Here is a 25,750-nt window from a genome sequence, read left to right on the forward strand (position 1 = left end):
GACCGTCCTTCCGTACCGCGTCGGCGTACCGGACGCCGACACCAGAACCACCAGAACTATCAGGCTGACAAAGACCGGCCCCGCCTGCGCAACAGACGGGGCCGGGGAGAACGTGGGGACCGATCAGGCGGGCAGCACGACGACGAAGCGCTGCGGCTCCTCGCCTTCGGACTCGCTGCGCAGGCCCGCCGCCTTGACGGCGTCGTGCACGACCTTGCGCTCGAACGGCGACATCGGCTTCAGTCGCAGGGGCTCACCGCTGCTCTTGACCTCCGCGGCGGCCTTGGCGCCCAGCTCGGAGAGCTCGGCGCGCTTCTGGGCCCGGTAGCCCGCGATGTCGAGCATCAGCCGGCTGCGGTCACCGGTCTCCCGGTGCACGGCCAGGCGCGTGAGCTCTTGCAGAGCCTCCAGCACCTCACCGTCACGGCCGACCAGCTTCTGCAGGTCGCGGCTGCCCGTGTCGCTGATGATCGAGACGGAGGCACGGTCGGCCTCGACGTCCATGTCGATGTCGCCGTCGAGGTCGGCGATGTCGAGCAGACCCTCCAGGTAGTCCGCAGCGATCTCGCCCTCCTGCTCCAGGCGGGTCAGGGTGTCTGCGCCCTCGGCAGCGGCGGAGGTGGTGCCTTCCGTCACGGGATGGACTCCTTCTTACTTCTTCGACGGGGACTTGGGCCGCTGCGGACCCTTGCGCTGTCCGGACTGGGCCTTGCTGCGGGTGCCGGCGCCGGGCTTCTGCCCGCCCTTCTTGCCGCCGGCGGACGGGGTGTCCTGAGGCTGGTCGGACTTGCTCAGCGAGGTCTTCGTCTCGGGCTCGCCCGCCGCCTTCGCACCGCCCTGGCGCTGGGCCTTGGTCTGCCGCTTGGGCTGCTGCCGCTTCACTGCGGCGGCGCCGGCCGTCGTCGCCTCGCCGTCCGCGGCCTGCGCGGGGGCCGTGGCGGTGGCCTCGCTCTTCACCACGGTGCCGTCGGCCTGGGCGGCCAGCCCCGCCTTGTTCAGCCCGTTGATGAACTTGCGCTCGAACTCGTTGCGGTCACGGCCCTTGGCCACGATGGCCTTGACAATGGCCCGCTCGCCGCGGCCGCGGGTCTTGCCGTGGTGGGTGACGCGCTTGTACAGACGCTCAAGGTAGGCGGCCTGGGCCTTGGAACCCGGGGTCGGGTTGTTGTGGATGACGTACATCTGCTGGCCCATGGTCCACACATTGGTGGTCAGCCAGTAGACGAGGACACCGACCGGGAAGTTGATACCGAAGACGGCGAACATGATCGGGAAGATGTACATCAGCATCTTCTGCTGCTGCATGAAGGGCGTCTTCACCGTCGTGTCGACGTTCTTCGTCATCAGCTGGCGCTGAGTGAAGAACTGCGACGCCGACATCAGCACGATCATGATGGCCGTGATCACCCGTACGTCGGTGAGCGTGGCGCCGAGCGCCTCCACCTTGGACGCGCTGTCGGTGAACTTCGCGGCCAGCGGAGCACCGAAGATGTGGGCCTTCTGCGCGCTGTCCAGCAGGCGCGTGTTGATCACGCCGATGGTGTCGTTCGACGCGATGCTGTTGAGCACGTGGTACAGGGCGAAGAAGAACGGGGACTGCGCCAGGATGGGAAGGCACGAGGAGAGCGGGTTGGTGCCCGTCTCCTTGTACAGCTTCATCATCTCTTCGGACTGACGCTGCCGGTCGTTCTTGTAGCGCTCCTGGATCTTCTTCATCTCCGGCTGGAGCGTCTGCATGGCCCGCGTCGCCTTGATCTGCTTCACGAAGAGCGGGATCAGGCAGATCCGGATCAGGACCACCAGGGACACGATGGACAGGCCCCAGGCCCAGCCGGTGTCAGGGCCGAAGAGTTCGCCGTACACCTTGTGGAACTGGACGATGACCCAGGAGACGGGTGTCGTGATGAAGCTGAAGAGGCTGGCAATCGTGTCCACTAATCATGCTCCTTGGGCATGGGACGAGGTCTCTGCGGCCGGGCCCGGAGGACTCGACGGACTCGCGGGAGAAGTCTGTCCCTCGGTGGCCGGTGCGGCGGCGGAGGGCCCGCCCCTGCGTGCGCGCCAGGCGTCACGCAGCATTTCGTGCCATCGCGGGCGCTTGCGCGGCGGGACGTGGTCCACGCCGCCCAGCGACCAGGGGTTGCAGCGCAGGATGCGCCACGCGGTGAGGACCGTCCCCTTGAGGGCACCGTGCCGGTCGATGGCCGTGTAGCCGTAATGGGAACACGACGGGTAGTACTTGCACACCGGCCCGAGCAGCGGACTGATCGTCCACTGGTACAGCTTGATCAGGGCCAGCAGCGGGTACTTCATCGCGCGCCCCCTCCCAGGAGCCGCTGGAGTGCGGCGTCCAGGTCTCGGGCCAGCTGTGCATGGTCGGCGTCACCCGCACCGGGCAGCGCTCGTACGACTACCAGGCTACCGGGGGGGAACAGGGCGATCCGCTCGCGCATCAGATGGCGAAGCCGGCGCTTCACCTTGTTGCGTACGACCGCACCGCCCACGGCCTTGCTCACGACGAAACCCGCACGCACCGGGGAAGCGCTCTCCCCAGGCGCGTGCGGGTCCGTGGCACCGCTTCGAAGGTGGACGACGAGGTGCGGACGTCCGGCCCGGCGGCCTCGACGTACCGCGGTCGCGAAGTCCTCGCGCCGCCTCAGCCGGTTCTCGGTGGGCAGCACGACGTCATGACCTGACCGGGATCAGGCGGACAGACGGGCGCGACCCTTGCTGCGGCGGGACGCGAGAATCGCGCGGCCGGCACGGGTGCGCATACGCAGCCGGAAGCCGTGGGTCTTCGCGCGACGACGGTTGTTCGGCTGGAAGGTGCGCTTGCTCACTCGGGGGCTCCAGTAAAAATCGATGGTGGCGGGGTGCCGTCCTGGCTGTCACCGTGCGCCCACGAGTAGCTCGCGTTACGCCCGAGTGCACCGCTTTCCGATCACCGGACTACCCCCGCGCTGGCGGGACGTGATCTGTGCCCATCGGAGGCAGGCGGCAGCAGCCATCGACAACTCGACCTGGCCACGGTACGCGGGGCTGCTCCATCCGGTCAAACCGGCGGTCGGTGGGCGAGACTGTCCACAGGCTGGGGACAACAACTTGAACCGCACCCGCCGCGCTGACTACCGTGGCTGGACTCCGATTCGTTCCTTTGTCCCCTCCCGGCCGATTGGTTCCGCCCCGGCCACCCGAGTCTGACCCCGACCCGTCCCCGAACCACACGTTCGGGTGACTTGTGAGAGAGCGTGCCCTGTGGCTGACGTACCTGCCGATCTTGCCGCAGTGTGGCCGCGCGTACTCGAGCAGCTGCTGGGCGAGGGCCGTGGCCAGGGGGTCGAGGCGAAGGACGAGCACTGGATCCGGCGGACCCAGCCGCTCGCGCTGGTCGCCGACACCGCCCTGCTCGCCGTACCGAACGAGTTCGCGAAGGGTGTGCTCGAAGGCCGGCTGGCGCCGATCGTCAGCGACACGCTGAGCCGGGAGTGCGGCCGTCCGATCCGCATCGCGATCACCGTCGACGACTCCGCGGGCGAGCCGCCCGCTCCGCCGGCGCCGCCCGCCCGCCCGCAGCCGCGCTACGAGGATTCCGAGCGGCCCGCCGGTCCGGGCCCCTATGACCAGCACGGCCCGTACGAGGGCTACGGCCGCCACCGCGGCGACCAGATGCCGGGCGGCTCCGGTGACCAGCTCCCGGCGGCCCGTCCCGCCTACCCGGGGGAGTACCAGCGCCCGGAGCCCGGCTCCTGGCCGCGCCCCGGGCAGGACGACTACGGCTGGCAGCAGCAGCGGCTCGGCTTCCCGGAGCGGGACCCGTACGCGTCGCCGCCGCCCGAGTCGTACGGCTCGCCGCCGCGCGACGCGTACGGCCAGGAGCCCTACGCCAAGGACGCCTACCAGCAGGAGCCGTACCCCCAGGACCAGTACGGGCAGGACCAGTACGGGCAGGACTACCGCCCCCAGTCGGTGGAGCGGCCGGCGCACGACGGGCCGCGCGGGGACTACGACCAGCGGGACGCGCGCCGGGAGCTGCCCGAGCCGCCGTCCGGCTCGGGCCACGTCCACCGCGGCGGTCCGGTCGGTCCGGCCCTGCCCACCACCGGGGCGCCGGGGCCGCTGGCCGCGCAGCCCGCGCCGGCCACCGGTCCGGGTGAGCCGACCGCGCGCCTGAACCCGAAGTACCTCTTCGACACGTTCGTGATCGGCGCCTCCAACCGGTTCGCGCACGCGGCGGCCGTCGCCGTCGCCGAGGCGCCCGCGAAGGCCTACAACCCGCTGTTCATCTACGGCGAGTCCGGGCTCGGCAAGACGCACCTGCTGCACGCGATCGGGCACTACGCGCGGAGCCTGTATCCCGGCACACGCGTGCGCTACGTGAGCTCGGAGGAGTTCACCAACGAGTTCATCAACTCCATCCGCGACGGCAAGGGCGACAGTTTCCGCAAGCGCTACCGCGAGATGGACATCCTGCTGGTCGACGACATCCAGTTCCTGGCGGACAAGGAGTCGACGCAGGAGGAGTTCTTCCACACGTTCAACACCCTCCACAACGCCAACAAGCAGATCGTGCTCTCCAGCGACCGGCCGCCCAAGCAGCTGGTCACGCTGGAGGACCGGCTGCGGAACCGTTTCGAGTGGGGACTGATCACCGACGTCCAGCCGCCCGAGCTGGAGACGCGGATCGCGATCCTGCGCAAGAAGGCGGTGCAGGAGCAGCTGAACGCCCCACCGGAGGTGCTGGAGTTCATCGCCTCCCGCATCTCGCGCAACATCCGTGAGCTGGAGGGCGCGCTGATCCGGGTGACGGCGTTCGCGTCGCTCAACCGGCAGCCGGTGGACCTGGGCCTGACGGAGATCGTCCTGAAGGACCTGATCCCGGGCGGCGACGACTCCACTCCGGAGATCACCTCCACCGCGATCATGGGCGCGACCGCGGACTACTTCGGTCTCACGGTCGAGGACCTGTGCGGCAGCTCACGCGGCCGGCAGCTCGTCACGGCCCGGCAGATCGCCATGTACCTGTGCCGCGAGCTGACGGACCTGTCGCTGCCGAAGATCGGCGCGCTGTTCGGCGGACGCGACCATACGACGGTGATGCACGCCGACCGGAAGATCCGCAATCTGATGGCCGAGCGGCGCTCCATCTACAACCAGGTCACGGAGCTCACCAACCGCATCAAGAACGGCTGACCGGGCGGGCTCGGCACCGCTCGGCACGTCCTGCGCCGTGCGTCGCCCCATCGCGCCCAGGCGCCTCCGGACCGTTTCCGGGGGCGCCTTCGCGCGTGCCGTGCCCGCGGGAAGCCGCGGAGCCGCCCGCCGCCCGGAAGGGGGTGCGGCGCCTGCCCGCGCCGGGGAGCACCCCGGAACGCCCCGGGAACGCCGGGGAGGAGCCCTCCGCCACTGCCCCCAGGAGCGCGCGGCGCACTCTCAGCATCGCTGTGCGTGTCCGGCGCGGCCCGTCCGCGCCCCGGCGGACGCTCTCCGAAAGGCCCCCGGACGCCTTTCGGAGCCCCCTGCGCGCCGTTCGTCCTCGTACTCCGGCTTCGTACTGCGGCCTCCGGTGTTCGAATATCTGGCGACGTTACGGCAGCCATCCACAGATTCGCCGACTTTCTCGCGTCCACACCCTGGGGACCGGGAGGTTGTCCCGATCCTGTCCACAGCCCGGCGCGGTGGAAGATCATCCCTCCAGGTCAGCCGCCTGTGGATTCGTGGACGAACGATCTCCACAGCCTGTGGACGACGAGATGGCCCACAGGCCGCGTCGCACGTTGTCCACGGCTGATCCACAGGCTGGGGCCGCTTGTCCCCAGCGATCGGCCGCTTCTCCACATGGCTGTCCACTGTTCGGCAACGCGACTCGCCCCGTCACCACCTGGAGTGAAAGGCGTCACACGAGACTGCCGGATTAGGCTGTGGGAAAGACGGGTAAAACTGGGGACGGCGCTGGGGAGAAGTCGCCCCTGCCTGTGCACGGGGTGTGCAGAACTTTCCGTTCTCCACAGCCGCCCCAGGTTGTCCACCGGCACCACCCACAGGCCCGGTGGACAAAATTCCTGCGCTGAGCTGGGCAAACGCGGTTATCCACCGTATCCACAGGCCCTACTACTACGTCCGACTAGAGAGAGCGCGGAATTCGTTTCGAAGCGGGTCCTGTGCACAACTCGCTCTCTCGAGCCCGGCCGCGGCCCGCCACGACTTGACCCCGAGCGGCACCTACTGTCAGTGGCGTGCGTCAGACTGGTCCCGGTGTCCTTCCCTTCCCAGGGAGCCGTGACACCCAGACAGACGACGAAGGCGAAGCAGGGCGAGAAGCGCCGGCAACAGCAGGAGGCGGCTTACGGTGAAGATCCGGGTGGAACGCGACGTACTCGCGGAGGCAGTGGCCTGGGCGGCACGCAGCCTCCCGGCCCGTCCGCCGGCGCCGGTCCTCGCGGGCCTGCTGCTGAAGGCCGAGGACGGCCAGCTGAGCCTGTCCAGCTTCGACTACGAGGTCTCCGCGCGCGTGTCGGTGGAGGCGGAGGTCGAGGAGGAGGGCACGGTGCTCGTCTCCGGCCGCCTGCTCGCCGACATCTCCCGCGCCCTCCCCAACCGGCCGGTGGAGATTTCCACAGACGGTGTACGGGCGACGGTGGTGTGCGGCACCTCGCGGTTCACCCTCCACACCCTGCCTGTGGAGGAGTACCCCGCCCTGCCGCAGATGCCGAACGCGACGGGCACGGTGCCCGGCGAGGTCTTCTCCTCCGCCGTGCAGCAGGTCGCCATCGCGGCGGGCCGCGACGACACGCTGCCCGTGCTCACCGGTGTCCGCATCGAGATCGAGGGCGACACGGTCACGCTGGCCTCCACCGACCGCTACCGCTTCGCGGTCCGCGAGTTCCTGTGGAAGCCGGAGAACCCCGACGCCTCGGCGGTCGCCCTGGTGCCCGCCAAGACCCTCCTGGACACGGCCAAGTCCCTGACCAGCGGTGACAACGTCATCCTGGCGCTGTCGGGATCCGGCGCGGGCGAGGGCCTGATCGGTTTCGAGGGCGCCGGCCGCCGCACCACGACCCGCCTGCTGGAGGGCGACCTCCCGAAGTACCGCACGCTGTTCCCCACGGAGTTCAACTCGGTCGCGACCATCGAGACCGCGCCCTTCGTGGAGGCCGTCAAGCGCGTGGCCCTGGTCGCCGAGCGCAACACCCCGGTGCGGCTCAGCTTCGAGCAGGGCGTGCTCATCCTGGAGGCCGGCTCCAGCGACGACGCACAGGCTGTGGAAAGGGTCGACGCCCAGCTGGAGGGCGACGACATCTCGATCGCCTTCAACCCGACCTTCCTGCTGGACGGCCTGAGCGCCATCGACTCCCCGGTGGCGCAGCTGTCCTTCACGACCTCCACCAAGCCGGCGCTGCTCAGCGGCAAGCCCGCCGTGGACGCCGAGGCGGACGAGGCGTACAAGTACCTGATCATGCCGGTGCGGCTCAGCGGCTGACCGTCTCCCGGACCGGGGCCCGGCCCGAGCCCCGGGCCGAGTGAGTCCGCGGGTGGGGCCTACGTCTGAGCGCGTATGCCCACAGCCGTGCGCGCGCGTCCGGGTTTAGGCTCGGACGCGGGTACGACGTGCCACGGCCCGCGCCCGGCGGTGCGGGCCGACGGCCACGGTCGTGCCGCCACGCCACCTCGCACCCTTAAGGACACAACTGATGGAGCTCGGTCTCGTCGGCCTCGGCAAGATGGGCGGCAACATGCGCGAGCGGATCCGCCGCGCGGGCCACACCGTCATCGGATACGACCGCAACCCGGACGTCGCGGATGTCCACAGCCTGGAAGAGCTTGTGGGCAAGCTGAAGGGCCCGCGCGTGGTCTGGGTGATGGTCCCGGCCGGCGAGCCCACCCAGTCCACCATCGACCAGCTCGCCGAGCTGCTGGAGCCCGGCGACGTCGTCGTGGACGGCGGGAACTCCCGCTGGACCGACGACGAGAAGCACGCCGAGGAGCTGGCCGCCAAGGGCATCGGCTTCGTCGACTGCGGCGTCTCCGGCGGTGTGTGGGGCCTGGAGAACGGCTACGCGCTGATGTACGGCGGTGACGCCGAGAACGTCGCCAAGGTGCAGCCGGTCTTCGACGCCCTCAAGCCCGAGGGCGACTTCGGTTCGGTGCACGCCGGCAAGGTCGGCGCGGGCCACTTCGCGAAGATGGTCCACAACGGCATCGAGTACGCGATGATGCAGGCTTACGCCGAGGGCTGGGAGCTGCTGGAGAAGGTCGACTCCGTGGAGAACGTCCGCGAGGTCTTCCGCTCCTGGCAGGAGGGCACGGTCATCCGCTCCTGGCTGCTCGACCTCGCCGTCAACGCCCTCGACGACGACGAGCACCTGGAGGGGCTGCGCGGGTACGCGCAGGACTCCGGCGAGGGACGCTGGACGGTGGAGGCCGCCATCGACAACGCGGTGCCGCTGCCGGCGATCACCGCCTCGCTGTTCGCCCGGTTCGCCTCCCGCCAGGAGGACTCCCCGCAGATGAAGATGATCGCGGCGCTGCGCAACCAGTTCGGCGGCCACGCGGTCGAGAAGAAGTAAGCAGGACCAGAAGGTTGGAGAGGTCGGCGAACGACCATGCACGTCACGCATCTTTCGCTGGCCGACTTCCGCTCGTACGCCCGGGTCGAGGTGCCGCTGGACCCGGGCGTCACCGCCTTCGTCGGCCCCAACGGGCAGGGCAAGACGAACCTGGTCGAGGCGGTCGGCTATCTCGCGACCCTCGGCAGCCACCGCGTCTCCTCCGACGCCCCCCTGGTCCGCATGGGCGCCGACCGGGCGGTCGTCCGGGCGCAGGTCCGCCAGGGCGACCGGCAGCAGCTGATCGAGCTGGAGCTGAACCCGGGCCGCGCCAACCGCGCCCGCATCAACCGGTCCTCCCAGGTCAGGCCGCGTGACGTCCTGGGCATCGTACGGACCGTCCTGTTCGCTCCCGAGGATCTCGCCCTGGTCAAGGGCGATCCCGGGGAGCGGCGCCGCTTCCTCGACGAGCTGATCACCGCGCGCTCCCCGCGCATGGCCGGTGTCCGCTCCGACTACGACCGCGTCCTCAGGCAGCGCAACACCCTGCTGAAGTCGGCCGCGCTCGCCCGCCGGCACGGTGGCCGCACCCTGGACCTGTCCACGCTCGACGTCTGGGACCAGCACCTCGCCCGCGCGGGCGCCGAACTGCTCGCCCAGCGTCTGGACCTGATCGCCGCGATCGGGCCGCTGGCCGACAAGGCGTACGAGCAGCTGGCCCCCGGCGGCGGCCCCGTCGCACTGGAGTACAAGCCGTCCGCCCCCGGCGAGGCCCACACGCGCGAGGACCTCTACGAACAGCTGATGGCGGCGCTCGCCGACGCCCGCAAGCAGGAGATCGAGCGGGGCGTCACGCTGGTCGGCCCGCACCGGGACGAGCTGCTGCTCAAACTGGGGGAGATGCCCGCCAAGGGGTACGCATCCCACGGCGAGTCCTGGTCCTGTGCCCTGGCGCTGCGCCTGGCCTCCTACGATCTGCTGCGCGCCGAGGGCAACGAGCCGGTGCTCGTCCTCGACGACGTGTTCGCCGAACTGGACGCCCGTCGCCGCGAGCGGCTGGCGGAGCTGGTGGCGCCGGGCGAGCAGGTGCTGGTGACCGCCGCGGTCGAGGACGACGTGCCGCAGATGCTGTCGGGGACGCGGTTCGCCGTCTCCGAGGGGACGGTGGAGCGCCTGTGAGGACGGAGGGAGAGCGCGGATGACCACGGACGGACCCCCACCCGGCAAGGCTCCCCAGCCCTCCGGCGTCGATCTCGCGCGGGTCGCGCTCCGGGCTGCCCGGGAGGCGGCACGCGCGCGGGGGGACGCGGTGCAGCAGAAGAAGCGGGCACGGCGCGGCGGGCTGCGCTCCGGTGCGCGCGCCGACGGCCGCGATCCGATGCGGCTCGGCTCGGCGATCAACCGGCTGATCACCGAGCGCGGCTGGGAGACCCCGGCCGCGGTGGGCGGGGTGATGGGCCGCTGGCCGCAGATCGTCGGCGAGGACGTGGCCAAGCACTGCGTACCGGAGAGGTACGACGAGGACGAGCGGGTACTGGTGGTGCGCTGTGACTCCACCGCCTGGGCGACCAATCTGCGGCTGCTCGCGCCGACCCTGGTGGCCCGCCTCAACGAGGATCTCGGGCACGGCTCGGTGCGCATGCTCAAGGTGCAGGGACCCGGCGGCCCCGCCCGCCGCTACGGCCCGCTGCGCGCGCCCGGATCCACGGGCCCGGGCGACACCTACGGGTGACCGCGGGCGCGGTCACGTGCCGCGCCGAACCCCTGTTTCGAGGGCCGGACGGCCCGGTCGGCCACCGATCGGGCAAGCGTGATCGACATCACATTCGAGGGCGCCGACGGTGTGTTCGTACCGCCGCCGCCCTCCTTGCCGTACAACCGCACACGGTTGCGAATCCCGACCTTCCTTCGAAGTAGCCAGGGGTTGACGGCTCGAAGCGCTGAGTGCCGCTGTGAGCCTCTTGGAGCCCCCATCCGCATATCGGGAGTAGTCCGAGGACGGTTCAGGGCGCCACATGCGGTCTCAGGTACCGGCAAACCCCCATCGTTGTCAGTGCTACCGGTAGACTGGAAGGCAATCCCGCCCCAATCGTGGGGACCGTCCGGGAAAAGCTGAGCAACGCTGATCAAGGCTTACCAACGCAACATGCCGCAGCCGCTCCGGCAACCCTCCCCCAAAGGGGGCACCCCCAGGAGCCCGGCTCGTGCTGTGCCAGAAAGGGCGCTTCGTGGCCGATTCCGGCAACCCCAACGAGAACATTCCGTCCACCGACACCGGCGTGAACGACGCGGCGGGCACCTCGAACGGCGAGGTCACCGCCTCGTACGACGCAAGTGCCATCACCGTCCTCGAGGGTCTGGACGCGGTCCGCAAGCGACCCGGCATGTACATCGGCTCGACCGGCGAGCGCGGACTGCACCACCTCGTGTACGAGGTCGTCGACAACTCCGTCGACGAGGCGCTGGCCGGTCACGCGGACACCATCGACGTGACGATCCTCGCCGACGGCGGGGTGCGCGTGGTCGACAACGGCCGTGGCATCCCCGTGGGCATCGTGCCCTCCGAGGGCAAGCCGGCCGTCGAGGTCGTGCTGACGGTGCTGCACGCGGGCGGCAAGTTCGGCGGCGGCGGTTACGCGGTCTCCGGCGGTCTGCACGGCGTGGGCGTGTCCGTGGTGAACGCCCTGTCCAGCAAGGTGTCCGTCGAGGTCAAGACCGACGGCCACCGCTGGACGCAGGACTACAAGATGGGCGTGCCGACGGCGCCGCTGGCCCAGCACGAGGCCACCGAGGAGACCGGCACCTCGGTCACCTTCTGGGCCGACCCGGACATCTTCGAGACCACGGAGTACTCCTTCGAGACGCTGTCGCGGCGTTTCCAGGAGATGGCGTTCCTCAACAAGGGCCTGACGATCAGGCTCACCGACGAGCGCGAGTCGGCGAAGGCCACCGCCGGGGCGGACGAGGCGGGCGCCGACGAGAAGGACGAGGCGAAGACCGTCACGTACCACTACGAGGGCGGCATCGTCGACTTCGTGAAGTACCTCAACGCCCGCAAGGGCGAGGTCGTCCACCCCACGATCATCGACCTGGAGGCCGAGGACAAGGACAAGAGCCTGTCCCTCGAGGTCGCGATGCAGTGGAACAGCGGCTACAGCGAGGGCGTGTACTCCTTCGCCAACATCATCCACACCCACGAGGGCGGCACCCACGAAGAGGGCTTCCGCGCCGCGCTGACGTCCCTGATCAACAAGTACGCGCGCGACAAGAAGCTGCTCCGCGAGAAGGACGACAACCTCACCGGTGACGACATCCGCGAGGGTCTGACCGCGATCATCTCGGTCAAGCTCAGCGAGCCGCAGTTCGAGGGCCAGACCAAGACCAAGCTGGGCAACACGGAGGCGAAGACCTTCGTGCAGAAGGCGGTCTACGAGCACCTCAACGACTGGCTGGACCGCAACCCGAACGAGGCCGCGGACATCGTCCGCAAGGGCATCCAGGCGGCCACCGCGCGCGTGGCGGCGCGCAAGGCGCGCGACCTGACCCGCCGCAAGGGCCTGCTGGAGACGGCGTCGCTGCCGGGCAAGCTCTCCGACTGCCAGTCGAACGACCCCACCAAGTGCGAGATCTTCATCGTCGAGGGTGACTCCGCCGGCGGCTCGGCCAAGTCCGGCCGCAACCCGGAGTACCAGGCGATCCTCCCGATCCGCGGCAAGATCCTCAACGTCGAGAAGGCGCGCATCGACAAGATCCTCCAGAACCAGGAGATCCAGGCGCTGATCTCCGCGTTCGGAACGGGCGTGCACGAGGACTTCGACATCGAGAAGCTCCGCTACCACAAGATCATCCTGATGGCGGACGCCGACGTCGACGGCCAGCACATCAACACCCTGCTGCTGACCTTCCTGTTCCGCTTCATGCGTCCGCTGGTCGAGGCCGGGCACGTGTTCCTCTCCCGTCCCCCGCTGTACAAGATCAAGTGGGGCAAGGACGACGTCGAGTACGCCTACTCCGACCGCGAGCGCGACGCGCTGCTGGAGATGGGCCGCCAGCGCGGCAAGCGGGTGCGCGAGGACTCGATCCAGCGCTTCAAGGGTCTCGGCGAGATGAACGCCGAGGAGCTGCGCGTGACCACGATGGACCAGGAGCACCGGGTCCTCGGCCAGGTCACCCTCGACGACGCCGCGCAGGCCGACGAGCTGTTCTCGGTCCTGATGGGCGAGGACGTCGAGGCACGCAGGCAGTTCATCCAGCGCAACGCCAAGGACGTCCGCTTCCTCGACATCTGAGTCGGTCTCAGCTGACCGCACCAGGAAGGATCTTCACCAGCAATGACCGACGAGAACACTCCCGTCACTCCGGACGAGGGCGGCCAGGCCGGCCTGCGCGTCGAGCCCGTCGGGCTCGAGACGGAGATGCAGCGCTCCTACCTCGACTACGCGATGTCCGTCATCGTCTCGCGTGCGCTGCCGGACGTCCGTGACGGCCTCAAGCCCGTCCACCGCCGCGTGCTGTACGCCATGTACGACGGCGGCTACCGCCCCGAGCGCGGCTTCTACAAGTGCGCCCGCGTCGTCGGCGACGTCATGGGCAACTACCACCCGCACGGCGACTCCTCCATCTACGACGCCCTGGTCCGCCTCGCCCAGCCGTGGGCGATGCGCATGCCGCTCGTCGACTCCAACGGCAACTTCGGCTCCCCGGGCAACGACCCGGCCGCGGCGATGCGGTACACCGAGTGCAAGATGGCGCCGCTGTCGATGGAGATGGTCCGCGACATCGACGAGGAGACCGTCGACTTCACGGACAACTACGACGGCCGCTCCCAGGAGCCGACCGTCCTGCCGGCCCGCTTCCCGAACCTGCTGATCAACGGCTCGGCCGGCATCGCGGTCGGCATGGCGACCAACATCCCGCCGCACAACCTGCGCGAGGTGGCCGCCGGCGCCCAGTGGTACCTGGAGAACCCCGAGGCCGGCCACGAGGAGCTGCTGGACGCGCTCATCGAGCGGATCAAGGGCCCGGACTTCCCGACCGGCGCGCTCGTCGTCGGCCGCAAGGGCATCGAGGAGGCGTACCGGACCGGCCGCGGCTCCATCACCATGCGGGCGGTCGTCGAGGTCGAGGAGATCCAGAACCGCCAGTGCCTGGTGGTCACGGAGCTGCCCTACCAGGTCAACCCGGACAACCTCGCGCAGAAGATCGCCGACCTGGTGAAGGACGGCAGGATCGGCGGCATCGCGGACGTGCGCGACGAGACGTCGTCCCGTACCGGCCAGCGCCTGGTCATCGTCCTCAAGCGGGACGCGGTCGCCAAGGTCGTCCTAAACAACCTGTACAAGCACACCGACCTCCAGACCAACTTCGGCGCCAACATGCTGGCGCTGGTCGACGGCGTGCCGCGCACGCTGTCCCTGGACGCGTTCATCCGCCACTGGGTGACGCACCAGATCGAGGTCATCGTCCGCCGTACGCGCTTCCGGCTGCGCAAGGCGGAGGAGCGGGCGCACATCCTGCGCGGTCTGCTCAAGGCCCTGGACGCCATCGACGAGGTCATCGCGCTGATCCGGCGCAGCGACACCGTCGAGATCGCGCGCGGCGGCCTGATGGACCTCCTCGACATCGACGAGATCCAGGCCAACGCGATCCTGGAGATGCAGCTTCGCCGGCTGGCCGCCCTGGAGCGCCAGAAGATCGTCCAGGAGCACGACGAGCTCCAGGCGAAGATCAACGAGTACAACGAGATCCTCGCCTCGCCGGTCCGCCAGCGCGGCATCGTCAGCGAGGAGCTGGCCGCGATCGTCGAGAAGTACGGCGACGACCGCAAGACGAAGCTGATCCCCTACGAGGGCGACATGTCCATCGAGGACCTGATCGCCGAGGAGGACATCGTCGTCACGGTCACCCGCGGCGGCTACATCAAGCGCACCAAGACCGACGACTACCGGGCGCAGAAGCGCGGCGGCAAGGGCGTGCGCGGCACGAAGCTGAAGGAAGACGACATCGTCGACCACTTCTTCGTTTCCACCACGCACCACTGGCTGCTGTTCTTCACCAACAAGGGCCGCGTCTACCGCGCCAAGGCGTACGAGCTGCCCGAGGCCGGCCGGGACGCGCGCGGCCAGCACGTGGCGAACCTGCTGGCCTTCCAGCCGGACGAGGCGATCGCCGAGATCCTCGCCATCCGCGACTACGAGGCGGCGCCGTACCTGGTCCTGGCCACCAAGTCCGGCCTGGTGAAGAAGACGCCGCTGAAGGATTACGACTCCCCGCGCTCCGGTGGTGTGATCGCGATCAACCTGCGTGCCCGTGAGGACGGAATCGACGACGAGCTGATCGGTGCCGAGCTCGTCTCGGCCGACGACGATCTGCTGCTGATCAGTAAGAAGGCGCAATCGATCAGGTTCACCGCGTCGGACGACACGCTGCGCCCCATGGGCCGTGCGACCTCGGGCGTCAAGGGCATGAGTTTCCGCGAGGGCGACGAACTGCTCTCGATGAATGTGGTGCGACCCGGTACGTTCGTGTTCACTGCCACCGACGGCGGGTACGCGAAGCGGACCCCCGTCGACGAGTACCGCGTCCAGGGCCGCGGCGGCCTCGGCATCAAGGCCGCCAAGATCGTCGAGGACCGCGGATCGCTCGTGGGTGCGCTGGTGGTCGAGGAGACCGACGAGATCCTCGCCATCACACTCTCGGGCGGTGTGATTCGCACGCGAGTCAACGAGGTCAGGGAGACGGGCCGTGACACCATGGGCGTCCAACTGATCAATCTGGGCAAGCGCGATGCCGTCGTCGGTATCGCACGCAACGCCGAGGCGGGGCGCGAGGCGGAGGAGGTCGACGGTGACATCGCCGTCGACGAGACCGCCGAAGGCACCGCGGACACCGGCACGGACGAGGGTGAGGCGCCCTCGGCCGAGTAGGCACGAGGAGTGAGTCACGTGAGCGGAGCCACGGGCGCCGGATCGGCCGGTACCTCCAGGGGTACGCAGACGGACGGCGGCGGCCGTGGCTCCGCCGCGCACCCGGCGGAGCCATCGTCGTCTCCGTCCTCGTCCTCGTATGACACTCATGGATCCCAGGGGGGAACTGTGACGGACACCCGAGGCCCGCACACCCAGCAGTACGCGGCTGGAGCGGGCCCGGCCGCTCCGGGCGCCGGGGCCGCCCAGCAGCCGGCGTCGCCGTTGCCGGGGGAGCGGCAGCCCCAGCAGCCCGCCGGGCCCTACCACCCGCCGCAGGCCTACCAGACGGCCACCGCGGCGAGCGGCGTACGCCGGCCGCGTACCGGCGCGAGCACCACGCCCCGCGTCCGCAAGGCGCGGCTGCGGGTGGCGAAGGCCGACCCGTGGTCGGTGATGAAGGTGAGCTTCCTGCTCTCCATCGCGCTGGGCATCTGCACGATCGTCGCGGCCGCAGTGCTGTGGATGGTCATGGACGCCATGGGCGTCTTCTCGTCGGTCGGCGGCACGATCTCCGAGGCGACCGGTTCGAACGAGTCCAACGGCTTCGACCTTCAGTCATTCCTGTCGCTGCCCAACGTCCTGCTCTTCACGTCGATCATCGCGGTCATCGACGTCGTACTCGCCACGGCGCTGGCGACGCTGGGCGCGTTCATCTACAACCTCTCGGCCGGCTTCGTCGGGGGTGTGGAGCTGACGCTCGCCGAGGACGAGTGAGGGCGCCCGACCAGGCCGGACATCCGCCGGGGCAGGGGCGCCGGTGCCGTGAAGGAGCGGTTTCCCCCCGTCCCCGGCGGCCGATTTTGGGACTGCGCGCCTCGTGCGCTAATCTTCAGGAGTCAGCGCGCGGGACACACCCCGCAAAGCGCGGCGGGGCTATAGCTCAGTTGGTTAGAGCGCATCCCTGATAAGGATGAGGCCACAGGTTCAAATCCTGTTAGCCCCACAGCGGCGAAACGCCAGGCAAGAGGCCCGGAGATCCAAGATCTCCGGGCCTCTTCGCGTGATGCGGTCACGGCCGTGTCGCCCGTGGCGTGGCGGGGGCTGCCGGTGGGGGGACGCCCCCGGGCGCGGAGCGCACGGGGGCGCAATCTGAGCGGAGGGCAGGGTGCGTGCCGGGGCCCCGCGAGGGGCGGGGCAGAGCTATGAGGTCAGCGACGGCTGGGCCTGGGGCTGCGGCTGCTCGGAGACCTCGTCGGTGGGGTTCTGGGAGCGCTGCGCGTCGTGGCGGGCCAGGGCGGACAGCAGGTTCGCGACGGTGACGCCGGCCTCGGCCTCGGCCGGGTGCCGCAGCGGGACACCCGGTTCGATGCGGTAGGTGTTGGACCGCCCGCGGCGGGTGTGGGACAGATAGCCGCCCCGCTCCAGATCGGAAATGATCTTCTGGACGGCGCGCTCGGTGAGACGACAGTGCGCGGCGATGTCCCGGATCCGCGAATCCGGATCGTCGGCGATCGCCGCGAGAACGCGCGCGTGATTGGTCAGGAACGTCCAGCCGGTGTGTGGTTCAGGCACTACTCCCCGCATGCCTCCAGAGTATGACGTACTGTTTCGTGTATCCAAAAGGACGAAGAGTTGTTCATGTATCCGTTGACGTGTTAGATGTTTGGGCGCACCCTGTTGGAGTACGCCCGCGGGATGCCTCAGCGACCCTGTCCACACCTGCGAGAAGAGTGAGCTGCGGTGTATCAACCGTTTTCAGCCGTCCGCTCCACCGCGCGCGATGGTGTCACCGTCGTGTCTCTGCGCGGTGACATCGACATGACCACCGAGGCGGAGGTACGCCAGGCCCTGCTCTCCGCCGCCGCCACGGACGCTCCTCGCACCGTGATCGATCTGAGCCAGGTGTCGTTCATGGACAGCACCGGATTCAATGCGCTGATCAGCGCGCATGCGCACGCCAAAGCCCACAGCGGATGGGTGCGCGTGGCCACGCCGCCTCCCATGGTGAAGCGCATGTTCCAGATGCTCGGCATCGACGAGGTGATCAGCAGCTATCCCACGCTGAAGGAAGCGCTGACCGAGTGACACCGGCCCGTGTCGCTCCGCGTGGGGAAAAGACCGGCCCCGGAGTGGTGGAAAAAATGGCCCGGCATGAAGGTCCGGTGGCTCCGCGGGGCCACCGGACCTTCATGCCGGGTGCTGGGCGTGCTGTACGCAAGTTCGCCGTGACGTCAGGGAAAGGGTGCGGGGAGCGGCACGTGCGGTGACGTGCCGTCCTGTCAGCGCTGGAGGGGGATGACGCCCGAGGTGCGTGGCTCCGTCGACGCCTCGGAGGACGCGGACGCGGCGGGGGCGCAGAGGGTGGCCGCCGGGGCTGCTCCGGACGCGTCCGACAGCGGACGGTGGCGGCAGCTCGGGACCTTGCCATGAGCCTCGGCGCGGATGCGCTGCTTCATCGTGGGGGGCAGGGCCCGGGCGCGGGACCAGGACCAGGGGGACATCGCCGGTGCCGTCGTGTGCTCGGTGGTGCCGCTGTTGTTGTCGCTGTTGCTGTTGCGCTCCGTCTCGGTGCGCGGTACCGCCGCGGCGGCGGTCGTGGTGATGAGTCCGAGCGCCGTGCACAGCGCGAGGAAGGCGGTGACGATGGCGGTCCACAGCGTCATGACCTTGTTCCGGGCCATGGCCCCTCACTTTCGGGTTGGGCGATTTGCGTACTTTCCTCATGATGTGTATGAGCGGCGCGAAGTGGTGGACCGACGCCCGTGGCGCGTCGATGTTCAGATGAACACCACCCGGATGGGTGCAAGGGGGAAGAAAAATAGGAGAGACGGGAGAAGACCGGCCAAAGTGACCGTGCGTGGAGGTCCGATCACCCTCCGATCGCACCGGCTCGCTCCGCTCCTACTGCGGCATTGCGGCGCCGAGTTGAGGGCCGACACAGGTCACCGATCGATATCGGCCGGTGTGTATAGTCGGGCGCCAGAGGTCCCCTACGTCAAGGAAAGACGAGGTCGCGCGGTGAAGAAGCTGCTCCTGGTCGCACTGGCCGCCATCGGCGGTCTCCTCGTGTACCGCCAGATTCAGGCGGATCGCGCCGAGCAGGACCTGTGGACGGAGGCGACTGACTCCGTGCCCACGGGTTCGTGAGTCCCATCGACATCCGGTACTGAGTCCGGCGGGACTCAGTGGTAACCGAACATCACCCCGGCCGTCATCACGGTCGGGGTTTTGTGTTGTCCGCGGGGGGTGCGGGGAAGGGCCGGAAGCCCCCGGAACGTTTCGGACGGACGCGCGGAACGGGCGGATGACGCGCGGACCGGCGGGGCAGGATGGGCCACGGTCCCGGTCCGGCGGCTGACGACGAGGGGTGGCGCGTGATGGGGCGGCGTGGGGCGAGCGGGCGGGTGCCGGGGCGCCCGAGAGCGGTGACCGGGCGCCGGGCGGTCGGCACCGTGCTGTCCACGGCGCTCGCGGTGCTGTGCACCACGGCCGCCGTGCCGGTCCGGGCTCTCCCGGCCGCCGGATCGCCGGGGGGTTACGCCTTCGCCGCGGACGCCCGGCCGATCGAAGGGGCGGCCAGCCCCGCGGGCGCCGGACGCCTGGAGCCCGGTGCGACGTACCGGAGCGGCCTGCCGGAGGGCGGCACGGCCCACTACCGCCTCCGCCTCGACGGTACGTCGCACGCGTACGTCGCCGTGACCGCGGTCCCCGCACCCGGCAGCGCGGTCGCCGCCTCCGACGGCATCCGGGTCTCCGTGCGGGACGGCGAGGGCGGCGTGTGTTCCTTCGACACCGCGTCCATCGGCGCCGCCCGCAGCCCGCGTCCCGTCACCGCGTGGGGCAGCCGGGAGGTCTCCCCCGCGAAGCCCCGGTGCCGGGAGGCCGGAACCTATGACGTCACCGTGGAGCGGACCGGTGGGCAGGGCTCCGCGCGGGGCGCCTGGGATCTGGAACTCGCCGTCTTCACGGAGCCGGGCCCGGAGCAGGCCGGGGCGACGCGCGCACCCGAGGGCTGGGACTCCGCTTCGCCCGCGCCGCCCGATGGCGAGCCCCGGCGCGGCCGGGGAGGCGCGGGCTTCACCGGTGCGGCACTTCGCGGGCCGGGAGTCTGGCGTGACGAGATCCGGCCGGGACAGACCCTCTTCTACGCGGTGCCGGTCGACTGGGGACAGCGGCTGTACGCCACCGCGGACCTGGACGGCTCCGGCGACGGCCGGGGATATGTGCCCGGCGCTCTGCGGCTGGCACTGCACAACCCGGTGCGCGGACCGGTCGCGGAGACCGGGGCCGGCTATGACGGCAGTCCGGTGACCGCGGGGCTCCCTCCCCTGCCCCCGGTGGCGTACGCCAACCGCCATGCCGCCGCCGACAAGGTGAGCGGGATGCGGTTCGCCGGTGCGTACTACCTGGTGGCGCATCTGGCGGCACGGGTGGCCGACGACTTCGGCGGGGGACCCTTCGCGCTGACGCTGCGCGTCGGAGTCGGGGGCGCGGCGGAGTCCGGGCCCGCTTATACGGGGGAGTCGGCGCCGCGGGGCGTCTTCGAGGTGCCGGAGGGGCAGCGGGTGGCCGGGCCGGGGGGCGAAGGGGCGGAGGACGACCCCGTGATGACGGCGGTCGCGGTCGCCGGGATCGGCACCGGAAGCCTGCTGCTGGCCGGGCTCGGGGTGTGGACGCTCAGGGGCCGGCGGAGTCCTGGGGCCGGAACGAACTAGCCGGGCCGGGCCGGGGCGCCGGGCGGACGTGCGGTCTTCAGAGGCGGCTCAGCGCCCAGAAGCCCACCGCGTAACAGACCAGGGCGAGGAACAGCACCGGGACGGCGACCTGGGCCGGGGGACCGGTGCGGCGGCGCCGGGCCGCGCGGTGCCGCGGAGCCGCCGGGGCGTCGGGGGAGATCCCGGCGGGCTGCACGGTGTACGCGGTGGTGGGGGCGTCGGCGCGGGGATGCGCTGCGGGGGGCGCGGGGGCGGCGGGCGCGGGGGCGGCGGGCGTCCGCGGGTGGGGGGAGACGTGGGCGGGTCCCAGGTGGGGGTACGGGAGCGGCTGGACCGGTGAGGGTGTCCGGGTGCTCTCCCTGACGGGCCCGGGAGCGGGCGGCAGGTGGTGGCCACCGGTGTCCGACGGGGCGGCCGGCCGTACGGGTGACGTCACCGAGGAACCGGGCCGCGGGCCCGGCCCTCCGCCCGAGCCGGCCCGGCCTTCACCGGCCGGGAGGGGCGGGGCGGCCCCGGCGCCGTCCTCCGCGCGGTCCCCGGCGCCCCCCGCAGGGGTGCCCCGGCCGCGCCACTCCATGAGACCCGGCGCTTCCGGTGCCGGCTCCGGGGGCCGGGGCGGCGCTCCCCCGCTGCCCGGTCCGAAGGCCGCCGCCGTCACGGTCACGCCCGGCGCGGGCGCGTCGGGTCCGTCCGGGCCGAACCCCGGTGGCAGGGGCCCCACTTGATCGAAGATCTCGATGATCTCGTCGTCGGGACCCGGCTCCGGCAGAAGCTCCGCGGCGGCGGCCAGCGCCTTGCGCGCGCCCGTCGCCGTGCGGAACCTCGCCTGCGGTTCCGGTTGCAGAAGCGTGGCGACGACCTGCCACAGCGGCTCGGGAACGCCCTTGGGCGCTCCCGGCGTCCCGTGTTCGGTGAAGTACCGCACGAGTGCCTTGGTGTCCGGCTTGGCGCCTTCCAGCAGATGCAGGGCGACCAGGCCGACGGCGAACAGATCGGCGGGGAAGTCCGGTTCCGCGCCCCTCATCTGCTCGGGTGCGAGATAGCCGGGCGTCCCCACCACGAGGTCGGCCTCGGTCAGCCGTGGTTCGCCCAGCCGCATCGCGATGCCGAAGTCGGACAGCCGCAGCCGCGGACGCCCGGTGCCGGTGGCTTCCAGCAGCACGTTGGCGGGCTTGATGTCGCGGTGCACGACGCCTTCCCCGTGGACCGCGGCCAGCCCGGAGAGGAGCTGGTCGAGCAGGACGCAGACGAAGGCGGGCGGTAAGGGTCCGTAGTCCCCCACCAGGTGGGCCAGGGAACCGCCGGCGACCAGGTCCATGGTGAACAGGACCTTGTCGTCGTCGGCGGCCCAGCTGGCGGGAGCGAGCACATGGGGGTGGTCGATCCGCAGGGCCTGTTCGCGGACGAACCGCAGCAGCGCGTGGGCGTCGCTCTGCTGGAGCACCTTGGCGGCCACATAGCGCCGGCGCCGGTGGTCCCAGGCGCGCCAGACGGCACCGGACGCACCCCGTCCGATCGGATCGACCAGTTCGTACCGGCCGGCGAAGACCTCACCCATGGCTGCGCGTCGCTCCTCCCCCTCGGCACCCCGCGGTCCTCCCCGTTCACTCCCCCACGATGAGCGATACGACTCCCCCTCGCACGGTTCCCGGCGCCCCCCCAGCGGCCGGGTCCGTGGATCAGCTCTGGTGGGACTGGTAGTGCGCGACCGCGTCGGAGGTGCGGCCGGCGCCGTACACCCGGAGGAACTCCGCCAGCTCCGGGTGGGTGGGGGCCAGGGAGTCCGCCGCCTCGATGATGTCGCCGGCGGCTGCCACCGAGCGCAGCAGCGACTGGATCTCGCGGACCACCCGCTTGACCGTCGGCGCTCCCGAACTATTCGTGGACTGCGTGGTGTTGTTGAGGACCGATCCCCCCTGGGACTTCTTGATCTCCTCCATGCGCTCGGTCGCCTCGGCCGCGCTGACGCTGCCGTCCGCCACCTGGCCCGCCAGGTCCTGGAGCAACTGCACCCGCTGGACCACGGCGGGATTGCCGATCTTCGCTCGCTGCCCGCTCATCAGCTGCGACAGCATCGGTGCCGACAGCCCCAGTACTCCCGCCAGCCGCGCCTGGTTGAGCCCCAGGTCGTCGATCAGCCTACGGAAGAGCGCCCCCAACGGCTCCCCGTACCAGCTCCGCTGGAGTTCCCGCGCTCTTGCGGTGGCTTCCTGCTGTGCGGCGTCCATTGCGTCTCCCCATCGCTTCCCCAAAACGGTGGTTCGCTCCAGCGAACCACGCGGAGCATCTTACGGAGCGTGGTCGTTCATCGGGACCCCCAATCCTTTTGCGGGATACGGGGGGAGACCCGGTACTCTGTTCTGCGGCGCCCGTCGGCTGCGTGGTCCTTCCGGTCGGACGCTCCCTTTCGGGGCCTTAGCTCAGTTGGTAGAGCGCTGTCTTTGCATGGCAGATGTCAGGGGTTCGACTCCCCTAGGCTCCACTGCGGACGACCCCCTTGACCAGCGAAAACGCGGTCAAGGGGGTCGCTTTCGTCTGCGGTGGGATGTTCCCGGTCTCCCTTCCTTTCCCTCACCGGGGGCTGCTGGAGGAGGGCTGCCGGAGGCGGGGGCGGGAGGAGACGGACCCGGCGTCCCGGCGGCGGAGATCGGGTTTCACGTGAAACGCCCCACGGAGGGCGAGGCAGCCCGAGAAACGGGGAGCTCCATGAAGCGGGCAGCCCATGAAACGGGGCGCCCCCATGATCAGGGGCGCCCCGTGAGGGAAACCATGCGGACCGGCGGCCTCAGCGCTGCTCGTCGCGGTCGGCGGACTCCTCCTCGGCCTGCTTGGCCTGGACCTCCGGGTCCAGCACGGGCTGACCGGTGCCGTCCACCGAGGTCAGACCGCCACCGGTCTCGGGAACCTCCGTGGCCGCCGGCGGCTCCACCAGCCAGTCCGGGTTGGCCTGCTTGTCCCACCACTTCCAGGCGGCGAAGGCGCCACCCGCGACGGCGCCCACGATCGCCAGGACCTTGACGACGCGGCCGGCCTTCGCCCGCCGCTCCTTCCTGCGAACGAGTTTCTGGATGTCCTTGGCCGAGATCTGACCGCGCAGGGCGGCCAGCGCGGCGACACCTCGCGCCGCGGCCTCGTCCCGGACGGGTCCGGCCACGGCCACCGCCTGCTCGATCTTCGGCCGGGAGTAGACGGCCGCCTGCCGGGCGGCCTTGCGGGTACGGACGGCGGCCTCCTGGGCGGCCAGGTCGATCTTCGGCGGCACATGGGCGAGGGCCTGGGCGCGGGCCGTCTCCAGACGCGGCGCGACATACACGCCGTACTGGAGCCGGGCCTGGCCGGTGGCCTGCGACACCTTGGGCGCCAGCCGTACGCGTGCCTCGTGTGCGTAGTGGGCGGCCCTCTCCTTGGCCGTGTCGGCGTAGGGCGCCACCACGTCCGCGGCGTGCAGCACGCTGTCCTTCGCCGAACCGGTCGCGGCGCGCACGCTGTCGATGCGGGTCACGGGTTCCTCCTCCTCGGTGGCGTACGGTAATTCGACTTTCCACCCTTTTACGGATCATGCCTGCCGGCGCGGCGCCAGGCATGCGTGGACGGGCATCCGGGTCACGTACCCCGGCTCCCGCCCATCCGGAACATCACCGACCACTCACGCCAACCGAATCATCCATGCCAATCGGTGACGAAACGGTGGTCGAGAGCGGATCAGCAACAAGGGCGGATGAACAAGGAGCAACGGGAGCTTGTGGTCGACAATGCCACGGATCGTCGTGTCGCGCGCCCGACCCACACTTTTCGGTCCGTAATTCCGCCGTGAGGCACGCCGTGCCCCCGCCGTCACCGACGCCGTGACCACGCGGTGGCACGAGCCGGCGACGGGCCGGGAGCGCCTGTCGGACGACGTGCGGCGCGGGGCGTGCGAGGATCAGGGAGTCACAGGAAGACAACGGAAGGCAGAACGTGGCTGAGCAGCTTTACGCCACCCTGAAGACCAACCACGGCGACATCGACGTCCGGCTCCTGCCGAACCACGCCCCCAAGACGGTCAAGAACTTCGTCGAGCTCGCCAAGGGCGAGCGGGAGTGGACCCACCCGGCCACCGGCCAGAAGTCCACGGACAAGCTCTACGACGGCACGGTCTTCCACCGGGTGATCAGCGGGTTCATGATCCAGGGCGGCGACCCGCTGGGCAACGGCACCGGCGGCCCCGGTTACAAGTTCGAGGACGAGTTCCACCCGGACCTGTCCTTCGACAAGCCCTACCTGCTGGCGATGGCCAACGCGGGCCCGGGCACCAACGGCTCGCAGTTCTTCATCACCGTCGCCCCGACGACGTGGCTGAACCGCAAGCACACCATCTTCGGCGAGGTCGTCGACGCCGAGAGCCAGAAGGTCGTGGACTCCATCGCCACCACGCAGACCAACCCGCGCACCGACCGTCCGCTCAAGGACGTCGTCATCGAGTCGGTCGTCGTCCAGACGCGCGAGGGCTGAGCCCCGCGTCCCGCAGGGAACCAAACGCCCCGCTCGTCCGTAAGGACGAGCGGGGCGGCGCATTGCCCGCCAGACGACCGAGGGGATCTCATGGATCAGGCGCCAGGCAGCCCGCGGGGCCCGGAGGACACCGGTCCGAAGGACGCCCGGTCGCTGCCCACCTGCTACCGCCACCCGGACCGCGAGACCGGCGTCCGCTGCACCCGCTGCGAGCGGCCGATATGCCCCGAGTGCATGGTCGACGCCTCCGTCGGCTTCCAGTGCCCCGACTGCGTCCGCGGCGGCTCCGGAACGGGGCACGCGCCGGGCGCGTCCCGGCCCCGCACGCTGGCGGGCGGTACCGTCACGGCCGACCCGCGCCTGTTCACCAAGGCGCTGATCGGCGTCAACCTCGCCCTGTTCCTGGCGCAGCTCGCCGTCGGCGACCGCTTCACCGACCGCTTCACCCTGCTCGGACAGGCGTACGTCCCTCTGCTGGGCTCCGTCGAGGGCGTGGCCGAGGGGCAGTGGTACCGGCTGCTGACCTCGATGTTCCTGCACGGCAGCACCCTGCACGTGCTGTTCAACATGCTGAGCCTGTGGTGGATCGGCGGCCCGCTCGAAACGGCCCTCGGCCGTGTCCGCTACCTCGCGCTGTACTTCCTCTCCGGGCTGGCCGGAAGCACACTGTCGTACCTGATCGCCGCGCCCAACCAGCCCTCGCTCGGCGCCTCGGGCGCGATCTTCGGCCTGTTCGGCGCGACCGCCGTCCTCATGCGCCGGCTCAACCAGGACATGCGCCCGGTGGCCGTCCTGCTGGCGATCAACCTGGTCTTCACCTTCAGCCCGGGGTCCAACATCGCCTGGCAGGCCCACATCGGAGGTCTCGTCGCCGGTGTCGTGATCGGCTACGGCATGGTGCACGCCCCGCGGGAGCGGCGGACGCTGGTCCAGTACGGCACCTGTGCCCTGGTCCTCGTCGTGATCATCGTGCTGTCCCTGGTGAGGACGGGCCAGCTCACCTGAGCGGAGATGTTGTCCACAGCGTGTGGCGGATCCTGTGCACACGGTGCGGGAACACATGTGCCCCCTGTCGCTGACCAGTGTTTTCGCA

Annotated in this window: 23 protein-coding genes and 2 tRNA genes; 15 read left to right on the forward strand and 10 right to left on the reverse strand. The window is 70.2% G+C overall.

The features are described 5' to 3' along the window. Positions 1 to 123 precede the first annotated feature (123 nt). Genes AB0L74_RS06195 through rpmH form a run of 5 tightly spaced genes read right to left on the reverse strand, consistent with a single transcriptional unit; the run spans position 124 to position 2,840 of the window. Positions 124 to 636 carry a R3H domain-containing nucleic acid-binding protein gene (locus AB0L74_RS06195; RefSeq protein WP_365646130.1) on the reverse strand — a complete coding sequence of 171 codons (513 nt, stop codon included), beginning with the start codon at positions 634 to 636 and terminating at the stop codon, positions 124 to 126. A 15-nt stretch (positions 637 to 651) separates the two neighbouring features. Continuing rightward, a complete protein-coding gene (gene yidC, locus AB0L74_RS06200; RefSeq protein ID WP_365646133.1) occupies positions 652 to 1,935 on the reverse strand; it encodes a membrane protein insertase YidC in 1,284 nt (427 codons plus the stop codon). 3 nt (positions 1,936 to 1,938) lie between these two features. Next, positions 1,939 to 2,313 carry a membrane protein insertion efficiency factor YidD gene (yidD, locus tag AB0L74_RS06205; RefSeq protein WP_365646135.1) on the reverse strand — a complete coding sequence of 125 codons (375 nt, stop codon included), beginning with the start codon at positions 2,311 to 2,313 and terminating at the stop codon, positions 1,939 to 1,941. Then, the gene (gene rnpA / locus AB0L74_RS06210; RefSeq protein WP_365646138.1) at positions 2,310 to 2,681 is read right to left on the reverse strand and encodes a ribonuclease P protein component; all 372 of its coding nucleotides are present in this window, start codon (positions 2,679 to 2,681) and stop codon (positions 2,310 to 2,312) included. Before rnpA ends, yidD begins: the two co-directional genes overlap by 4 nt. 21 nt (positions 2,682 to 2,702) lie before the next feature. Next, positions 2,703 to 2,840, reverse strand: coding sequence for a 50S ribosomal protein L34 (rpmH, locus tag AB0L74_RS06215; RefSeq protein WP_003956500.1), 138 nt, complete (start codon positions 2,838 to 2,840; stop codon positions 2,703 to 2,705). A 415-nt stretch (positions 2,841 to 3,255) separates the two neighbouring features. Between rpmH and dnaA the strand changes: the two genes are divergently transcribed. From dnaA to AB0L74_RS06260, 9 genes are all read left to right on the forward strand, one after another. Then, positions 3,256 to 5,190 (forward strand): chromosomal replication initiator protein DnaA, encoded by a 1,935-nt coding sequence (gene dnaA / locus AB0L74_RS06220; protein ID WP_365646140.1) that lies wholly within the window; start codon positions 3,256 to 3,258, stop codon positions 5,188 to 5,190. Positions 5,191 to 6,346: 1,156 nt separating this feature from the next. Further along, positions 6,347 to 7,477, forward strand: a complete 1,131-nt coding sequence (gene dnaN, locus AB0L74_RS06225; protein ID WP_365646143.1) for a DNA polymerase III subunit beta — start codon at positions 6,347 to 6,349, stop codon at positions 7,475 to 7,477. 172 nt (positions 7,478 to 7,649) lie between these two features. Next, positions 7,650 to 8,564, forward strand: coding sequence for a phosphogluconate dehydrogenase (NAD(+)-dependent, decarboxylating) (gene gnd, locus AB0L74_RS06230; protein ID WP_365646146.1), 915 nt, complete (start codon positions 7,650 to 7,652; stop codon positions 8,562 to 8,564). 36 nt (positions 8,565 to 8,600) lie between these two features. Further along, positions 8,601 to 9,722 (forward strand): DNA replication/repair protein RecF, encoded by a 1,122-nt coding sequence (recF, locus tag AB0L74_RS06235; RefSeq protein ID WP_365646149.1) that lies wholly within the window; start codon positions 8,601 to 8,603, stop codon positions 9,720 to 9,722. Between the two features lie 19 nt (positions 9,723 to 9,741). Then, a complete protein-coding gene (locus AB0L74_RS06240; protein WP_365646152.1) occupies positions 9,742 to 10,275 on the forward strand; it encodes a DciA family protein in 534 nt (177 codons plus the stop codon). Between the two features lie 496 nt (positions 10,276 to 10,771). Then, a complete protein-coding gene (gyrB, locus tag AB0L74_RS06245) occupies positions 10,772 to 12,832 on the forward strand; it encodes a DNA topoisomerase (ATP-hydrolyzing) subunit B (protein WP_365646706.1) in 2,061 nt (686 codons plus the stop codon). Between the two features lie 42 nt (positions 12,833 to 12,874). Continuing rightward, positions 12,875 to 15,469, forward strand: coding sequence for a DNA gyrase subunit A (gene gyrA / locus AB0L74_RS06250; RefSeq protein ID WP_365646155.1), 2,595 nt, complete (start codon positions 12,875 to 12,877; stop codon positions 15,467 to 15,469). 18 nt (positions 15,470 to 15,487) lie between these two features. Further along, the gene (locus AB0L74_RS06255) at positions 15,488 to 16,225 is read left to right on the forward strand and encodes a DUF3566 domain-containing protein (RefSeq protein WP_365646158.1); all 738 of its coding nucleotides are present in this window, start codon (positions 15,488 to 15,490) and stop codon (positions 16,223 to 16,225) included. A gap of 155 nt (positions 16,226 to 16,380) precedes the next feature. Then, positions 16,381 to 16,454, forward strand: a tRNA-Ile gene (locus AB0L74_RS06260). A 197-nt stretch (positions 16,455 to 16,651) separates the two neighbouring features. Here the strand turns inward: AB0L74_RS06260 and AB0L74_RS06265 are convergent. Further along, on the reverse strand, positions 16,652 to 17,035 hold the full coding sequence (locus AB0L74_RS06265) for a helix-turn-helix domain-containing protein (RefSeq protein WP_365646160.1): 384 nt from the start codon (positions 17,033 to 17,035) through the stop codon (positions 16,652 to 16,654). A 156-nt stretch (positions 17,036 to 17,191) separates the two neighbouring features. On the opposite strand from AB0L74_RS06265, the gene AB0L74_RS06270 reads away from it, so the two are divergent. Further along, a complete protein-coding gene (locus tag AB0L74_RS06270; protein WP_365646163.1) occupies positions 17,192 to 17,536 on the forward strand; it encodes an STAS domain-containing protein in 345 nt (114 codons plus the stop codon). Between the two features lie 194 nt (positions 17,537 to 17,730). Here the strand turns inward: AB0L74_RS06270 and AB0L74_RS06275 are convergent, their stop codons facing one another. Next, positions 17,731 to 18,132 carry a DUF6344 domain-containing protein gene (locus AB0L74_RS06275; protein ID WP_365646166.1) on the reverse strand — a complete coding sequence of 134 codons (402 nt, stop codon included), beginning with the start codon at positions 18,130 to 18,132 and terminating at the stop codon, positions 17,731 to 17,733. Positions 18,133 to 18,469: 337 nt separating this feature from the next. On the opposite strand from AB0L74_RS06275, the gene AB0L74_RS06280 reads away from it, so the two are divergent. After that, entirely contained in the window at positions 18,470 to 18,598 is a 129-nt protein-coding gene (locus AB0L74_RS06280) for a DLW-39 family protein (RefSeq protein WP_003999697.1), read from the forward strand. Between the two features lie 278 nt (positions 18,599 to 18,876). After that, positions 18,877 to 20,166 (forward strand): hypothetical protein, encoded by a 1,290-nt coding sequence (locus tag AB0L74_RS06285; protein WP_365646169.1) that lies wholly within the window; start codon positions 18,877 to 18,879, stop codon positions 20,164 to 20,166. Positions 20,167 to 20,203: 37 nt separating this feature from the next. Here AB0L74_RS06285 and AB0L74_RS06290 read toward each other — a convergent pair whose 3' ends face one another. Then, positions 20,204 to 21,724, reverse strand: a complete 1,521-nt coding sequence (locus AB0L74_RS06290; RefSeq protein WP_365646171.1) for a serine/threonine-protein kinase — start codon at positions 21,722 to 21,724, stop codon at positions 20,204 to 20,206. Between the two features lie 121 nt (positions 21,725 to 21,845). Then, positions 21,846 to 22,394 carry a DNA-binding protein gene (locus AB0L74_RS06295; protein ID WP_365646174.1) on the reverse strand — a complete coding sequence of 183 codons (549 nt, stop codon included), beginning with the start codon at positions 22,392 to 22,394 and terminating at the stop codon, positions 21,846 to 21,848. A 181-nt stretch (positions 22,395 to 22,575) separates the two neighbouring features. On the opposite strand from AB0L74_RS06295, the gene AB0L74_RS06300 reads away from it, so the two are divergent. Next, positions 22,576 to 22,648: transfer RNA gene (locus AB0L74_RS06300), tRNA-Ala, on the forward strand. Positions 22,649 to 22,951: 303 nt separating this feature from the next. Here the strand turns inward: AB0L74_RS06300 and AB0L74_RS06305 are convergent. Next, the gene (locus AB0L74_RS06305) at positions 22,952 to 23,668 is read right to left on the reverse strand and encodes a DUF5324 family protein (RefSeq protein WP_365646177.1); all 717 of its coding nucleotides are present in this window, start codon (positions 23,666 to 23,668) and stop codon (positions 22,952 to 22,954) included. 455 nt (positions 23,669 to 24,123) lie between these two features. Here AB0L74_RS06305 and AB0L74_RS06310 point away from each other — a divergent pair, with 455 nt between their 5' ends. Together AB0L74_RS06310 and AB0L74_RS06315 are read left to right on the forward strand one after the other, a co-directional pair. Beyond that, positions 24,124 to 24,657, forward strand: coding sequence for a peptidylprolyl isomerase (locus AB0L74_RS06310; RefSeq protein WP_365646180.1), 534 nt, complete (start codon positions 24,124 to 24,126; stop codon positions 24,655 to 24,657). Between the two features lie 90 nt (positions 24,658 to 24,747). Then, on the forward strand, positions 24,748 to 25,662 hold the full coding sequence (locus AB0L74_RS06315) for a rhomboid family intramembrane serine protease (RefSeq protein ID WP_365646182.1): 915 nt from the start codon (positions 24,748 to 24,750) through the stop codon (positions 25,660 to 25,662). Positions 25,663 to 25,750 lie beyond the last annotated feature (88 nt).

Origin of the sequence: Streptomyces sp. NPDC052020 (assembly GCF_040680575.1) — a bacterium.
Classification (GTDB): Bacteria; Actinomycetota; Actinomycetes; order Streptomycetales; family Streptomycetaceae; genus Streptomyces.

Bases quoted from the DNA above. Each gene is read 5' to 3' on its own strand.
- yidD (WP_365646135.1), bottom strand. From the start codon at position 2,313: ATGAAGTACCCGCTGCTGGCCCTGATCAAGCTGTACCAGTGGACGATC.
- recF (WP_365646149.1), top strand. From the start codon at position 8,601: ATGCACGTCACGCATCTTTCGCTGGCCGACTTCCGCTCGTACGCCCGG.
- AB0L74_RS06240 (WP_365646152.1), top strand. From the start codon at position 9,742: ATGACCACGGACGGACCCCCACCCGGCAAGGCTCCCCAGCCCTCCGGC.
- gyrA (WP_365646155.1), top strand. From the start codon at position 12,875: ATGACCGACGAGAACACTCCCGTCACTCCGGACGAGGGCGGCCAGGCC.
- AB0L74_RS06265 (WP_365646160.1), bottom strand. From the start codon at position 17,035: ATGCGGGGAGTAGTGCCTGAACCACACACCGGCTGGACGTTCCTGACC.
- AB0L74_RS06275 (WP_365646166.1), bottom strand. From the start codon at position 18,132: ATGGCCCGGAACAAGGTCATGACGCTGTGGACCGCCATCGTCACCGCC.
- AB0L74_RS06290 (WP_365646171.1), bottom strand. From the start codon at position 21,724: ATGGGTGAGGTCTTCGCCGGCCGGTACGAACTGGTCGATCCGATCGGA.
- AB0L74_RS06295 (WP_365646174.1), bottom strand. From the start codon at position 22,394: ATGGACGCCGCACAGCAGGAAGCCACCGCAAGAGCGCGGGAACTCCAG.
- AB0L74_RS06315 (WP_365646182.1), top strand. From the start codon at position 24,748: ATGGATCAGGCGCCAGGCAGCCCGCGGGGCCCGGAGGACACCGGTCCG.